This window comes from Nocardia sp. NRRL WC-3656, from assembly GCF_000720265.1.
Classification (GTDB): Bacteria; Actinomycetota; Actinomycetes; order Mycobacteriales; family Mycobacteriaceae; genus Nocardia; species Nocardia nova.
In genome coordinates this window covers 178,384-191,811 of record NZ_JOJF01000008.1, presented here as the reverse complement: position 1 = coordinate 191,811, position 13,428 = coordinate 178,384, and the positions used below count along the sequence as shown (strand labels likewise).

The 13,428-nt window shown below is 69.0% G+C and carries 13 protein-coding genes; 4 read left to right on the top strand and 9 right to left on the bottom strand.

Translation table 11 applies throughout. The annotated features are described in order from the left end of the window. Positions 1-18 precede the first annotated feature (18 nt). The 5 genes from egtD to IG65_RS0113390 all read right to left on the bottom strand — a co-directional run bounded on the left by egtD (position 19) and on the right by IG65_RS0113390 (position 5,703). Positions 19-990: an L-histidine N(alpha)-methyltransferase gene (egtD, locus tag IG65_RS0113410; protein WP_030515234.1), complete on the bottom strand. Its 972-nt coding sequence runs from the start codon at positions 988-990 to the stop codon at positions 19-21. Further along, the gene (gene egtC, locus IG65_RS0113405) at positions 987-1,832 is read right to left on the bottom strand and encodes an ergothioneine biosynthesis protein EgtC (RefSeq protein ID WP_051755905.1); all 846 of its coding nucleotides are present in this window, start codon (positions 1,830-1,832) and stop codon (positions 987-989) included. Before egtC ends, egtD begins: the two co-directional genes overlap by 4 nt. Next, complete coding sequence (gene egtB, locus IG65_RS0113400; RefSeq protein ID WP_030515232.1) at positions 1,832-3,169, bottom strand: ergothioneine biosynthesis protein EgtB; 1,338 nt, start codon at positions 3,167-3,169, stop codon at positions 1,832-1,834. The genes egtC and egtB overlap by 1 nt, the downstream gene beginning before the upstream one ends. A 70-nt stretch (positions 3,170-3,239) precedes the next feature. After that, a complete protein-coding gene (gene egtA, locus IG65_RS0113395; protein ID WP_030515231.1) occupies positions 3,240-4,526 on the bottom strand; it encodes an ergothioneine biosynthesis glutamate--cysteine ligase EgtA in 1,287 nt (428 codons plus the stop codon). Positions 4,527-4,728: 202 nt separating this feature from the next. Next, the gene (locus IG65_RS0113390; RefSeq protein WP_030515230.1) at positions 4,729-5,703 is read right to left on the bottom strand and encodes a zinc-binding dehydrogenase; all 975 of its coding nucleotides are present in this window, start codon (positions 5,701-5,703) and stop codon (positions 4,729-4,731) included. Between the two features lie 142 nt (positions 5,704-5,845). Here IG65_RS0113390 and IG65_RS0113385 point away from each other — a divergent pair, with 142 nt between their 5' ends. The 3 genes from IG65_RS0113385 to IG65_RS0113375 all read left to right on the top strand — a co-directional run bounded on the left by IG65_RS0113385 (position 5,846) and on the right by IG65_RS0113375 (position 9,398). Then, positions 5,846-6,397, top strand: coding sequence for a TetR/AcrR family transcriptional regulator (locus tag IG65_RS0113385; protein WP_030515229.1), 552 nt, complete (start codon positions 5,846-5,848; stop codon positions 6,395-6,397). An 18-nt stretch (positions 6,398-6,415) separates the two neighbouring features. After that, positions 6,416-7,603 (top strand): aminotransferase class V-fold PLP-dependent enzyme, encoded by a 1,188-nt coding sequence (locus IG65_RS0113380; RefSeq protein WP_030515228.1) that lies wholly within the window; start codon positions 6,416-6,418, stop codon positions 7,601-7,603. A 148-nt stretch (positions 7,604-7,751) separates the two neighbouring features. Continuing rightward, entirely contained in the window at positions 7,752-9,398 is a 1,647-nt protein-coding gene (locus IG65_RS0113375) for a fatty acyl-AMP ligase (RefSeq protein ID WP_030515227.1), read from the top strand. Positions 9,399-9,401: 3 nt separating this feature from the next. Here the strand turns inward: IG65_RS0113375 and IG65_RS0113370 are convergent, their stop codons facing one another. The 4 genes from IG65_RS0113370 to IG65_RS0113355 all read right to left on the bottom strand — a co-directional run bounded on the left by IG65_RS0113370 (position 9,402) and on the right by IG65_RS0113355 (position 12,697). Beyond that, a complete protein-coding gene (locus tag IG65_RS0113370; protein WP_051755904.1) occupies positions 9,402-10,508 on the bottom strand; it encodes an ADP-ribosylglycohydrolase family protein in 1,107 nt (368 codons plus the stop codon). Positions 10,509-10,533: 25 nt separating this feature from the next. After that, the gene (pth, locus tag IG65_RS0113365; RefSeq protein ID WP_030515225.1) at positions 10,534-11,112 is read right to left on the bottom strand and encodes an aminoacyl-tRNA hydrolase; all 579 of its coding nucleotides are present in this window, start codon (positions 11,110-11,112) and stop codon (positions 10,534-10,536) included. A 35-nt stretch (positions 11,113-11,147) separates the two neighbouring features. Continuing rightward, positions 11,148-11,756, bottom strand: coding sequence for a 50S ribosomal protein L25/general stress protein Ctc (locus tag IG65_RS0113360; RefSeq protein WP_030515224.1), 609 nt, complete (start codon positions 11,754-11,756; stop codon positions 11,148-11,150). Positions 11,757-12,034: 278 nt separating this feature from the next. Next, positions 12,035-12,697, bottom strand: a complete 663-nt coding sequence (locus IG65_RS0113355) for a 1-acyl-sn-glycerol-3-phosphate acyltransferase (RefSeq protein ID WP_030515223.1) — start codon at positions 12,695-12,697, stop codon at positions 12,035-12,037. Between the two features lie 150 nt (positions 12,698-12,847). On the opposite strand from IG65_RS0113355, the gene IG65_RS0113350 reads away from it, so the two are divergent. Continuing rightward, positions 12,848-13,402, top strand: coding sequence for a TetR/AcrR family transcriptional regulator (locus IG65_RS0113350; protein WP_030515222.1), 555 nt, complete (start codon positions 12,848-12,850; stop codon positions 13,400-13,402). Positions 13,403-13,428 lie beyond the last annotated feature (26 nt).

The window sequence follows — 13,428 nt, the reverse complement described above, 5'->3', positions numbered from 1 at the left end:
AGAACCCGCGCCGGGCGATCAGCGTCGTTCGGCGAGAACCAGGGCGAAGCGGTCGTCCGGATCCGTCCACACCTGTTCGGTGGCGAATCCGGCGCTGTCCAGTTCCCGGCCGAGCCCGTCGACGCGGAACTTGGCCGAGATCTCGGTGCGCATCTGCTCACCCTGGGCGAAGTCCACGACCAGGTCGAGGTCGGCGACCGTGACCGTCATATCCCGGGTTGCCGCCAACCGCATCTCGATCCACTCGTTCTCCGCGTCCCAGTGGGCGATATGAGCGAAGGCGTCCGGGTCGAAGTCGGCATGCAATCGAGAGTTCAACACGTGCAGGACGTTTCGGTTGAATTCGGCCGTCACTCCCGCGGCGTCGTCGTAGGCGGGCACCAGCACGGCCGGATCGGTGACCAGGCCGGCCCCCAGCAGCAGTTGCTCACCCGGCTCGAGCACCTGCTGAATGCCGGCCAGGAATTCGGCCCGCTCCTGCGGGACCAGATTGCCGATGGTGCCGCCCAGGAAGGCGATCATGCGGCGACCGCCGCGCGGAAGATTGTGCAGGGTTCGGGTGAAATCGCTGACCACCCCGTGCACCGCGAGGTTCGGGAACTCGGTGCTGATCTGCTCGGCGGCACCGCGCAGCGCCGACACCGACACATCCTGCGGCACATAGGTCTTCAGCGGCCCCTCGGACAACAGCGCCGAGAGCAGCAGACGCGTCTTGGCGGCCGAGCCGGCGCCCAGCTCCACCAGTACCTCGGCCTGGGCGGTGCGCGCGATCTCGCCGACCACCCGCTCCAGTAACGCGCGCTCCGTGCGAGTCGGGTAGTACTCCGGCAGTTCGGTGATCGCTTCGAACAGTTCGCTGCCGCGCGCGTCGTAGAACCACTTCGGCGGCAGCGTTTTCGGATTCGCGGTGAGTCCGGTCCGAGCGTCCGATCGCAGGGCTGCGTCGAGATCGTCGTCGGTGAGGTGGATGTCCAGCGTCGGTTCGATCATGTACGGGCCCTTTCGGATTCATCAGGTCCTGCGGAGAGAACAGGTTGTGCCGCGTCCAGCGGCTCGACCACGAGAAGGCCGGGCCGCACCGTCAGCAGTTGCCGGTCGGTAATCGCCTGCCAGCGCGGGTCGTCGTCGTACGGTTCGGAGGACACCACCGCGAAATCGTCGGCGACGAGCACCGACAGGGAATGGTGAACGGTTGTGGCCCAGAGTGTTTCGCCGTCCCCGAGCAACAGGTTCAGCCGGGCACTCGGCGCCTGCGCCAGTACGGCGCGAACCGTTGCCGACACCGCGGCGGCGACCGCCCGGAGCCGGGCGTCGGACTCGCTGCGGCCGACGAAGGTCGAGGACATCGCGCCGATTCCGTTCAACGCGGCACGCAGCACCACCCAGAGCGCGGCCGAATCGGTCGCGGATTCGGCATCCAGCAGATCCGGCGACCCGAATCGCGTTGCCACCGCGGGCAATACCGTGCGCCAGTTCTGGATCACGCCGTTGTGGCTGAACGCCCATCCGCCGTCGGTGAACGGAGCACAGGCCGTTCGCTCCACCGGCATACCGACCGTGGCCGAACGCACCGCGGCCAGCACCGCGGGCGAGGACAGCTGCGGCAGCACCTCTTCGACCGCGGGGTCGGTCCAGATCGGCGCGGGGTTGCGATAGCGGCTCGCGGTTCCTGCCCCGCTCCACCACGCGACTCCGAAACCGTCGGCATTGACGGTTCCCCCGTGGCGCATATCGTCGGGCGCCCACGACTGGGTGCGCAGCGAATGCGTGCCACGAGTGAGCAGTTCACCGACCGGAGCCGGCGGTCCCAGATAGCCGAGATGTCGGCACATCAGCGCTCGTCCGGTCGCAGGTCGCGGGCGAGGCGGAAGCCGGAGAAGATCTGCCGGCGGATCGGGTGGTCCCAGTTGCGGAAGGTGCTGCGGCAGGCGACCGGGTCGGTGCCGAAGGATCCGCCGCGCAGGACGCGGTAGTCACCGCCGAAGAAGACCTCGGAATATTCGCGGTACGGGAACGCCGCGAATCCGGGATACGGCTCGAACCCTGAGGCGGTCCACTCCCAGACGTCGCCGATCAACTGATGCACCCCGGACGGTGACGCACCGGCCGGGTACGCGCCGACATCGGCCGGTTCGAGATGGCGCTGCCCCAGATTGGCGGTGGTCTCGTCGGGTTCGGCGTCGCCCCACGGATATCGCCGCGACCGCCCGGTGGCCGGATCGAATCGCGCGGCCTTCTCCCATTCGGCCTCGGTGGGCAAACGCTTCCCGGCCCAGTTGGCGTAGGCCTCGGCCTCGAACCAGCACACGTGCACCACCGGCTGCTGCGGGCGCACCGGCGCCAGCGTGCCGAAAACCCGTCGCCACCAGCGGTTGTCGCTGTCTCGCTCCCAGAACTGGGGTGCGGTCAGATCGGCCTCCACACGATGGGCCCAGCCGCGCTCCGACCACAGCTCGGGCCGGTGATAGCCGCCGTCGTCGATGAACGCCAGATATTGCGCATTCGTCACCGGCGCCGCGTCGATCGCGAAGCCGGGCAGTTGCACGCGATGTTCGGGACGCTCGTTGTCGAGTGCCCACGGGTCCGACGAGGTGCCCATGGTGAATTCGCCTGCGGGAATGACGACTTCGTCGCCGACCGCGACGCGCGCGGCCGGTGCGGGCGCGGCTGTCAGCACCGCTACGCCCGCGCGCAGCTGATGGGTGGCCAGCATGGTCTCGTCGTGCTGTTGCTCGTGCTGGGCGATCATGCCGAAGGCGAAACCACTGTCCACCAGCCGGTTTCCCCGCAGCGGACTGGAATTCAGGACATCGAGCACCTTGTCCCGCACGGTGCCCACGTACCCGCGTGCCTGCACCGGATCCAGCAGCGGCAGCGCCGGACGGTCGGCGCGGGCATGCCGGAAGGCGTCGTAGAGGTGGTCGATATCGGCCCGCACCGGCTCACGCCCGCCGACATCGCGGACCAGCCACAGTTCCTCCTGGTTGCCGATATGCGCCAGATCCCACACCAGCGGGCTCATCAGCGGCGAATGCTGGGCAACCAGCTCGGCCTCGTCGACCGCCTCGGTCAGCACCGTCGTGCGGGCGCGGGCGCGGGTCAGGACCTCCACGATCTGTGTGCGTAATCGCTCGGTCGCGGCGTGATCGGTTCCGGTGTGAACGGTCATCAGTGCTCTCCCAAGGGTCGTGCCCGGCGGCCTCGTCGCACCGAAGCGAGGTGCGCGCCGCCGGTCGTACTCATTCGGCCGTCTCGGCGGGTGCGCAGCGGGCAACCTCCCCGTCCGGAATGCGCCCGCTGCGACATCGCCGCACCGCGGCCCACACCTGCTCGGCCGCCTCGTCGCTGCGGGCGTATTCGGCGGCGAGAGTCAGCAATTCGACTGCTACGGAACGGATCTCGGGATCGGCCAGGCCGCAGCGGGCGGCCGAGGCCCATTCGTCGGCGACCGGCTCGGCCAGCGCGGTGGCCTCCGCGACGACCGCCGGCGCCGACATCAGCGCGTCGACTACGTGGATCGGCACCGACCACTGATCACCCGGCTGTGCGTCCAGATAGCGGACCTCGAGATGTCCGGCCGCCCGCACCGGGGGAAAGACCGTGGTCAGGTGGTAGTCGAGATCCTCGACCTCCGGCCGGCGGCCGATCTCGTCGTCGAGCGCACCGCACAGCCAATCCGCGAAGGTCGCGCCTGGTGGCGCCGTCCAATCCGCCTCGGCCGGGCCACGCCGCACGCAGAGCAACGGGGTGTCCAGCGCCCAGCGGCCGTACTCGGTGAGCGGATCGGCCCAGCTCCGCACCGGCGGCCGGGTGCGGGTGTGATCGAGCCGCAGCCAGGTGCGCATCCGCTGCGACGCCCAAGCGCCGGTGGGAGCCCCGTGCAGACTCGGCGAACAGGCGAACGCCGCCACCAGGGCCGGGCCGACCGCGTACAGCGCGTTCCAGCGGGCCGCGATCTCCGCGGGATCGGCACCCGCGTCCACGCTGACCTGCGTGGCGGCGGTATTGCACATCATCAGCTTGCCGTACGGGCCCACGCCCGCGAACGCGCGTTCCATCGCGCGATAACGCGGCAGGCGAAGCACCCGGCGGGCCTGCCGACCGGCATCGGCGGCGGCGGAATACGTTCGGATGGATCGGGATTCGAGTAGGCCGGAGAGAAAGCGAGAATCCTCGAGCAGCCGGGCGCAGAGTTGCGCGGCATCGGCGAAGGGGGCGCTGGACAGTTCGATCTGACCACCGGGTTCGATGGTGATGCGGCTGCCACCGGGAAGTACTTTGGCGGGCGAATCGGGCGAGATAGACTGCGGGGCATAAGGACCCAGCGCGTCCGCGAGCATCGACAAGCGCGGACGCGAATCCGGCGCCGACAGCTCCCCGCGAGCGGTGAGCCACTCCAGTTCGGCACCGATCAACGCGGGTGGGCCCTGTTTGAAACAGACACCTCCCACATATGCCTCCGCCGCGGCGCGCGAAGACAAACCGGCACCCAACCCGGCCGGCGCCTTGTCCACCGTTACCGCCATGCCAACCTCCGCTCGAGCCTGCGGGGGATCACCCACCGCGTTCCGCTCACCCTGAGCCCATGTCGGCGACAGTGCCGCATCGACCGAGTGCCGGTATTGCGTGTAGCAGTGCAACGAGAGACCGCGCCCGGTTCTTCCGTCGCTCGAACCAGGGTAGCCGCGCGCACCGACACAAAATCCGTCGAAATGGTGAACATGCCGGTCACGGCCGTACCACCAGCACCACCGCCCCCACCGAACGCCGCTGTTCCACTTCCCGATGGGCGGCCGCGGCCGCCGCGAGCGGCAGCCGGGCGTGGATCCGGGGCACGAGTTCACCGCGCACCGCCGCGGCGAGGGCCTGCGCGGCGTCCGCCCGCTGTTCGGCATCGGACTTGCGGATGACGACGCCGAGCGCACCGGTCACCGTCAGTCCCCGCCGGGCCACGCCGAGGGCGTCGAGGGCCGCCCAGTCGCCGGAGGCGAAGCCGTACAGGCCGATCCGGCCCGCACCGTCGGCGGCCGCCGCGAGGGCCTGTGCGGCGACCGCGCCGCCGACCGCGTCGAGCACGACGTCCACGCCCCGGCCGCCGGTGAGCGCGCGCACCCGCTCGGCCCAGTCCCCGGGCCCGTAATCCAGGGCGTGATCGGCACCGAATTCCGCGACGGCGGCCGTCTTCGCGGCACTCGACACGCCGATCACCCGCGCGCCCGCGGCCTTCGCGGTCTGTACCAGCATCGAACCGATCCGGCCCGCGGCCGCGGTGACCAGCACCGTCTCCGCGGGCCGCACCGCCATCGCCGCGAGCAGGCCGCGCGCCACCGCGCCGGATTGGAACACGGTGAGCGCGACCTCCGGATGCAGACCGTCCGGTACCGGAAAGGTATATGCCGCCGGGGCCAGGGCCAGTTCGGCGTATCCACCGGCCTGGCCGACCGTCGTCGCCACCACCGTCCGGCCGAGCAGCGCCGGATCGACGCCGGCGCCGAGGCCGACGACCCGCCCGCCGACCTCGAGCCCGGGGATCCACGGCAGCGGTAGCGGATACCGGCCGGATCGCACGATCACGTCGCCGAAGGCCACACCGGCCCGTTCGACCTCCACCAGAACCTGCCCGGCAGCGGGTTCCGGTTCCGCGACTTCCGCCGGAACCAGCACCTCGGGATCGCCGAACTCCGTCACCCGTACAGCACGCATGGCATCTTCTCTCGTTTCGCAGGTAGGGTTTCCGCGAGACAACCTGTCTCGTTCCGAACGCACTGTCCAGCCTCCGAAACTTCCTGTGCCACGACAAGATTCATCTCGGCGGATCTGTCCCGAAACAGACAAGGAGCCGAAAATGTCTCAGCAGAACGTGCGCGTCGTCCGCACTCGCACCCTTCTGCGGCAGGCGTTGATCGAGGCGATCGAAGAGCGAGGCTTCGACCGGATCACGGTCGGAGAACTCACCACGCGGGCGATGGTCAGCAGGGCCGCGTTCTACCGCAACTATCGCGACAAATACGAACTCGTCGAGCAGATCTTCGACGAGGCGATGACGGAGATGACCGCCGGCGATCCGGACGCCGAGCGCTCGCCCGAACAGCGCTGGGCCGGCTTCTTCGCCCATATCGACCGCTATCACCGCCTGTACGCGGCATTGCTGGGCCGCAAGGGAAGTCCGTGGTTCACCGACCGCATGCGCACCACCCTCGCGGCCATGTCCAGTGCACATCTCCCGGGACAGTCCGCGACGGATTTCGTGCCCGGCATCGTCGGGGCGATGTTCGTCCAGTCGATCGTGTGGTGGCTCGACAACGGCCGGCCGTGTCCGCCGGAACAGATGGCCGCGGAGTCCGCGCGGCTGATCCGGGCCGTTCTCGGGACGGCGTCCGGCGGCGGTGGTTGGTGATGGCCTACCGTCGACAGGGTGCTCGATAGCGACCGCCTGCGCGCCGATATCCCCGCCTACGACACCGCCGGACCGCCGCCGGTCTTCCTCGACAGCGCGGGGTCCTCACTACCCCCGCGCGTCGTCGTCGATACCGTCGTCGCGCATCTGCGGCGGGAGGCCGAGATCGGCGGATATCGCGCCGCCTCGGAACGGCTCGACGATCTGGCGGCGGTCAAGACCGCGATCGCGTCGTTGATCAACACCGACGCCGCGGCGATCGCCCTGAGCGACAGCGCCTCGCGTTCCTGGTCGGATTTCTTCTACGCCGTACCGCTGCGACCGGACGATCGCATTCTGGTCTCGGGTTCGGACTACGCCAGCAATGTGATCGCGGCCCTGCAGCGGGCGCGGGCGGCGGGGGCGACGGTCGAGACGATTCCCAGCGACGAGACCGGGCAGATCGACCTGGTGGCCCTCGACGCCATGCTCGACGACCGCGTGAAGATCGTCTCGCTGCTGCACGCTCCCACCAACGGCGGCCTGGTCAACCCGGTTGCCGAGGCCACCCGCATCGCCCATCGCGTCGGCGCGCTGGTACTGCTGGATGCCTGCCAATCCGCCGGTCAGATCGATATCGATGTCGCGGAGCTGGGCGTCGACGCGATGTCGGCCACCGGCCGCAAGTGGTTGCGCGGCCCGCGCGGCACCGGCTTCCTCTACGTCCACCCCGACGTCTGCCGCGAACTCGAACCCAGCCGCCTCGATCTGCACAGCGCCGCGTGGACCGGACCCCAGGATTACCGCGTGGCTCCCGACGCGAGCCGCTTCGAATTCTGGGAATGCGACGTGGCGGCGCGACTGGGCCTCGGCGCGGCGGTGCGGTATCTGCTGGATCTGGGGCCGGAGAACGTCTTCGCCGACGTGGCCGCCAAGGCGCGGCATCTGCGCGAGAATCTGCCGTCGATCCGGGGAGTCACGGTGCGGGACCTGGGAACCGAACATTCCGGCATCGTCTCGTTCACCGTCGACGGTGTCGATCCGAACGAGGTGCGCGAGAGCCTGCGTGCCGCAGACATCACGGTGACGGTCAGCTACCGTAGCTCGACGCTGCTCGACATGTCCGCGCGGCGGCTCGAGTCCGTCGTGCGTGCCTCGCCGCATTGCTTCGTCACCGTCGAGGAGCTCGATCGCTTCCTCGAGGCCGTCGACCGCCTCGCGGGCTGAGGCGGCCGAACCGAGTTCCGATTTTCATCGTGTTATTCGTAGTGCGACGCTGAAACGATCACGCTCCGGCGCCGGCTAACGCCGCGCCCGCGCACCGAGATAGTGCAGATGTGCCGACCGCCGGTCGGGTGGAGACGGGAGTTCGAGGGTGAGCCGGTTCACCGAGGAAATGTTCGCGACCGCACAACGTTCCCGCCGGGGGCTGATCACCGGGGAGCCGGAGGCGCCGCTACGCCGGGGGTGGGACGAGATCCACCGCCTCGCGCGACGGATGGCGGGCGGGCTCGCGGCGGCCGGGATCGAGCACGGCGACGCCGTCGGCGTGCTGGCGGGTATGCCCGCCGATATCGCGCCGGCCTGCCAGGCGATCTGGATGCGCGGGGCGTCGATCACCATGCTGCATCAGCCGACGCCGCGCACGGATCTGCAGTTGTGGGCCCGCGACACCGAGACGGTGTTGCGGATGATCGAGGCCCGCGCGGTGGTGCTGGGCGCGCCGTTCGAGGTGGCGGCGCCGCTGCTGGCCGAACGCGGTATCACCGTGGTCCTGACCGACGACCTGGCCACCGGATCCGATACCGATCCGGTGCCGACCGAGGACTCCGATATCGCCCTGCAGCAGTTGACATCCGGTTCCACCGGATCGCCGAAGGCGGTGCGGATCACGCACGAGAACTTCTATGTCAACGCCTACGCCATGTTCGACCGGGTCAAGTTCCAGCTCGATCAGGACGTGATGGTCAGCTGGCTGCCGCTGTTCCACGATATGGGCATGGTCGGATTCCTCAGCGTCCCGATGCAATTGGGCGCCGAGGTGGTCTGTGTGACGCCGATGGACTTCCTGCGGCGGCCGATCCTGTGGGCCGAACTGATCTCGAAGTACCGCGGAACGGTCACCGCCGCACCCAATTTCGCCTATTCGCTGCTGACCCGCCGCTTGGCGCGCGCCGAGGACGGGAGCGTGGATCTGAGCAGTGTGCGATACATGTGGAACGGCGCCGAACCGGTCGATCCCGACACCATGGAGGCCCTGGCCGCGGCCGGGAAACGCTTCGGGCTCAGCGCGTCCGCGCTCACGCCGGTGTACGGCATGGCCGAAACGACACTGGCGGTGTCGATTCCGGATCCGGGCGTCGGGCAGGTCGTCGACCTCGTCGACGCGGATCTGCTCGAAGCGCTCGGCAAGGCGATTCCGGTGACGGATGCGCCGGCCCACCACGGCAATCTGCGCCGCCTGCCTCTGCTCGGCCGACCGGTGGACAATCTGGAGATCCGGGTGGTCGACGACGAGCACCGGCCGTTGCCGACCCGAACCGTGGGTGTGCTCGAGGTGCGCGGACCCGCGGTCACCGCGGGCTATGTGACCGTCGAGGGTTTCCGGCCCGCGCGCGACGCCGAGGGCTGGCTCGACACCGGCGATATCGGCTATGTGACCGAGGACGGTTCGGTGGTGGTCTGCGGCCGGATCAAGGACGTGATCATCATGGGCGGGCGCAACATCTTCCCGACCGATATCGAACGCGCCGCACTGCGCGTCGCCGGCGTGCGGCCGGGCAACGCGGTCGCGGTGCGCCTGGACGCCGGGCAGAAGCGCGAGAGTTTCGCGGTCGTGGTGGAGAGCAACGACTTCCAGGATCCCGAGGTGGTGCGCCGGATCGAGCACGAGGTCGTGCACGAGGTCTTCAGCGCGGTCGGCGCCCGCCCGCGCAGCGTCACCGTCCTGGGCCCGGGAGCGCTGCCGAAGACGTCCTCGGGGAAGCTGCGCCGCTCGGCCACCGCGGCGCACCTGAACTGATCGTCACGAGAGTTGCTGCGGTACCGGATCTTCCGAGGCGTCCAGCGGATAGCGGTCGCCGAGCGGGGTCCGGTCGCGGTACACGAAAGCGACGACCAGATCGTCGGCGACGCGGGCCAGATCGTCGCGGCCCTCGACCGCACCGCACCAATCCAGCGGTAGCGCGTCGAGGCCGTGACGGGCGCCGAGGATGTTGCCGGCCACGGAACCGGTGGAATCGGAATCGCCGGAGTGGTTGACCGACAACAGGAATGCGCGGCGCAGGTCCCCGGTCCGCTCGGCGTCCAGCGCGCAGTAGACGCCGATGGCCAGGCATTCCTCGGCCACCCAGCCCGCACCGACCTGTTCGACCCCTTCGGAGGTGGCGAGCCCCGCGTCCGCGGTGGCCACGGCCTTGCGCAGGGCGGCGGCGGTTTCCGCACCACCGGCGACCGCCTCCACCTGACTCGTGGTGTCCTGCACCGCGGTTCGCAGATCGGCGCCGTTGACGAGCCGGTCGATCAGCGCGGCGAAGGCGCCGGCGGCCAGATATCCGGTGGGATGGCCGTGGGTGAGCTGGGCACACCGCGCCGATGCCTGGAAGGCGGCTTCGGGTCCGAGGGCGGCCAATCCGAACGGGGCGGACCGCATCACCGTCCCGCAACCCTTGGAGTCCTCGTTCACCGGACCCGGGACGCCGAAGGGATGGGGTTCGCGATAGCTCCGCGCCTGCCGATTCAGCCCGCCCATACACGCGTTGCCCGGTGCGCGCACCGCGTACAGATACGGCAGACTCGCCAGCCAGCCGTCGGGGCGGGCGTCGGGCGCGTGTTCGCGTTGGGTCCGCAGCCAGCGCAGATAGGCGCCACGCAGAGCGGGTGCCGGATCCGCACCCGGCACGCACCGCAACAGCCCCTCGGCGGTGAACAGCGTCATCTGGGTGTCGTCGGTGATCTGCCGGGGCGCGGATTCGTCTGCCGCCGGGGCGAATCCGGTGAGCCCCTCGGGACCGAACCGATCCCGGATCTGTTCCAGCTTCAGGAATTCGATCGGCCAGCCCAGCGCATCACCGACCGCCCCGCCCAGTAGCGTGCCCCGATACCGATCGAAAATCGTCGTGTAGTCCTGCACGGCCACCGATCTTCGCAGAGATCGCTCAATGCAGTTGGTTCTGGGCGGTTTCCAGCCCCACCCGCAACAGCAACTCCACCGCGTCGGCGGTCTGTTCGACCAGTACCGGAACCTCTTTGCGCTCGGGCGCGGAGAACGGTTTGAGTACGAAATCGGCCGGATCCTGCCGGCCGGGCGGGCGGCCCACACCGAACCGGACCCGCAGATAGTCCTTGGTGGACAGGGCATTCGAGATCGAACGCAGCCCGTTGTGACCGCCTTCGCCGCCCCCGCGTTTGAGCCGGATGCTGCCGAAGGGCAGATCCAGTTCGTCGTGCACGACGATGACGTCGGTGGGCGGAACCGAGAAGAACCGGGCCAGCGCCGCGACGGGGCGGCCGGACAGATTCATGTAGGTACGCGGCTTGGCCAGCAGTATCTTGCGCCCGTCGAGCCGGGCCTCGAACAGATCGGCGCCCGACTTCTTGTGCACGGTGAACCGGCCGCCGATGCGCTCGGCGAGCACATCGGCGACCAGGAAACCGGCATTGTGCCTGGTGCGCTCGTATTCGGGCCCGGGATTACCCAAGCCCACCACGAGCGCGGGGGCAGTAGATTCCGTCATCAGATTCCGTCATCGAAATCCGTTGAGCGACCGAATTATTCGGCGCTCTCGACCTCACCCTCGGCCTCGCCCGCACCCTCGCCCTCGACGGCCTCGGCGGCCGGAGCGACGATGATGTTGACGATCAGGGCCTCCGGGTCACCGGCCAGGGTGGTGCCCTTCGGCAGTTCGATCTCGCCGGCGGTGATCTGGGTGCCGGCCTCGACGCCCTCGATCGAGATTTCGATGGACTCGGGCAGCTTCATGGCCTCGGCCTCGACCGACAGTACGGTGGCCTCCTGGGTGACCAGGGTTCCCGCGGCGGCATCGCCGGTGAGGACGACCGGCACGTCGACGACGACCTTCTCGCCGCGCTTGACGATCAGCAGGTCGGCGTGCTCGATGTAGCGGCGGATGGGGTGCACGACCACCGACTTGGTCATCGCCACCTCCTTCTTGCCGTCGATCTCCAGCTCCAGCACGGCGTTGGTGCCGTGCTCGCGCAGGATCGCGGCGAAGGCCTGGGCGTTGACCGCCAGGTGCTTCGGCGCCTCACCGTGGCCGTACAGGACGGCGGGAACGTTGCCGTCGCGACGGGTGCGGCGCGCGGCGCCCTTGCCGAATTCGGTGCGGGTCTGAGCTGCGAGGACGCTGACGTCGGACATGACTGAAATACTCTCCTACGGCTTTCCGGGGCGGACGGTGTGCTGGCCAGGTACTGTCCTGATTCGGACGGCCCTGGCGAAAGGGTCTGCTCGTCGGGCGATGACCGCACGACAACGGCCGGAAGCCGAGCCGCGTCGATCACGGTGTGCACTGGGTGCGACACCCTCGCCGAGACAACCTGAGAACAATAGCATGTAGCGGAAACCGCTTCCGCGCCGCACCCCGATGCGGTATTGCACGCCGAACGGACACCGGTCCATCGTCGGCCCCGGCCGGTTCAGGCGGATTCGGCGCGGAAGTGCGCGGCGTAGCAATCCACGTAGCGGCGGCCGGAACGCATCGCCAATTCCACCATGAGGTCGTCGGTGGCGGTACGCACCGCTGCGCGATCGACAGGCGGAAAAGTGCGAGGCGCACCGAAGACGATGCGAACCTTGCCGAAGCGCAGCAGCCGCCGCCCACGCCGATTCACCCGATCGGTGCCGCTCAATGCCACCGGCACGACCGGGGCGCCGGTCTGCATCGCCACCCGGACCACCCCGGTGCGGCCGCGATAGACCCGGCCGTCCGGCGAGCGGGTCCCTTCGGGATGAATGCCCCACACCCCGCCGGATTCCAGAATCTCGACCGCCGCGGCCAGCGCATCCGCCGAGGCAGAGCCGCCGGAGCGATCGACGCGCACCTGCCCGGTCGCCGTCATCACCCACCGATGCAGCCGCCCGCGCGGGCCGGGCTCATCGAAGTACTGACTCTTCGCGAGGAAGGTGATCCGCCTGGGCAGCACGAGCGCCAGATAGAGGGAGTCGATCGCCGCCAGGTGATTCGCCGCGACGATCACCGGACCTCGCGCCGGAACATGATGCAGCCCTTCGACTTTCGGCCGACCGAGGATCCACAGAAGCGGACCTATCAGCACATACTTCAACAATCGGTACCACATGCGCACACCCTTCGACGATGGAGTAGACATTGTCTACGCGATGGTAGTAGACAGTGTCTACCGCCGCCCACCCTCGCGACGGGTCGACCGGCATCGCACACCGGTCTCCCCGACGCACCGGAACTCGCCTCACACGCGACAATGACCCGCATGGATGTCGACGAACCGCTGCGGGAGCGGCTGGTGAGTGCGGGGGTGGGGCTGCTGGAGGAGGTCGGGGCCGCTCAGCTCGGACTGCGGGCGATCGCACGCGAGGCCGGGGTCTCGCACGGCGCGCCGCGACGGTACTTCCCGACGCACAACGCCCTGCTGGCCGCGGTCGCGGTGCGCGGGTTCGCGGATCTCGGCGCACGTTTCGCGGTGCACGACAACGAGATTCCGCGGGTGCGGATCGACCGCATGGCGGGTGAATACATCGACTTCGCGGCGCAGCGGCCCGAGATGTTCACCCTCATGTTCCGCCACGATCTGCTGCAGGGATCCGGAGAGAACCTGCGCGGCAAGACGATTCCGATCTATCGGTCGTGGGCGGATCTGGTCGCCGGTTGCGTGCCGGACCGTGCGGAAGAACGTGCCTTCGGACTGTGGACGAATCTGCACGGCATCGCGACGCTGGTCGCGAATCGGAGCGTGGAACTGATCGCGCCGGGCATCGATCCGAACCGGCTGGTGCTGCGAACGGTCGCCCGACACCTGGCCGACTGACCTGGCACCTGCCGGATGCCCAGCGC

Coding starts and splice junctions, on each gene's coding strand:
- egtD (WP_030515234.1), bottom strand. CDS start 990: ATGATCGAACCGACGCTGGACATCCACCTCACCGACGACGATCTCGAC.
- egtC (WP_051755905.1), bottom strand. CDS start 1,832: ATGTGCCGACATCTCGGCTATCTGGGACCGCCGGCTCCGGTCGGTGAA.
- egtB (WP_030515232.1), bottom strand. CDS start 3,169: ATGACCGTTCACACCGGAACCGATCACGCCGCGACCGAGCGATTACGC.
- egtA (WP_030515231.1), bottom strand. CDS start 4,526: ATGGCGGTAACGGTGGACAAGGCGCCGGCCGGGTTGGGTGCCGGTTTG.
- IG65_RS0113390 (WP_030515230.1), bottom strand. CDS start 5,703: ATGCGTGCTGTACGGGTGACGGAGTTCGGCGATCCCGAGGTGCTGGTT.
- IG65_RS0113385 (WP_030515229.1), top strand. CDS start 5,846: ATGTCTCAGCAGAACGTGCGCGTCGTCCGCACTCGCACCCTTCTGCGG.
- pth (WP_030515225.1), bottom strand. CDS start 11,112: ATGACGGAATCTACTGCCCCCGCGCTCGTGGTGGGCTTGGGTAATCCC.
- IG65_RS0113360 (WP_030515224.1), bottom strand. CDS start 11,756: ATGTCCGACGTCAGCGTCCTCGCAGCTCAGACCCGCACCGAATTCGGC.
- IG65_RS0113355 (WP_030515223.1), bottom strand. CDS start 12,697: ATGTGGTACCGATTGTTGAAGTATGTGCTGATAGGTCCGCTTCTGTGG.
- IG65_RS0113350 (WP_030515222.1), top strand. CDS start 12,848: ATGGATGTCGACGAACCGCTGCGGGAGCGGCTGGTGAGTGCGGGGGTG.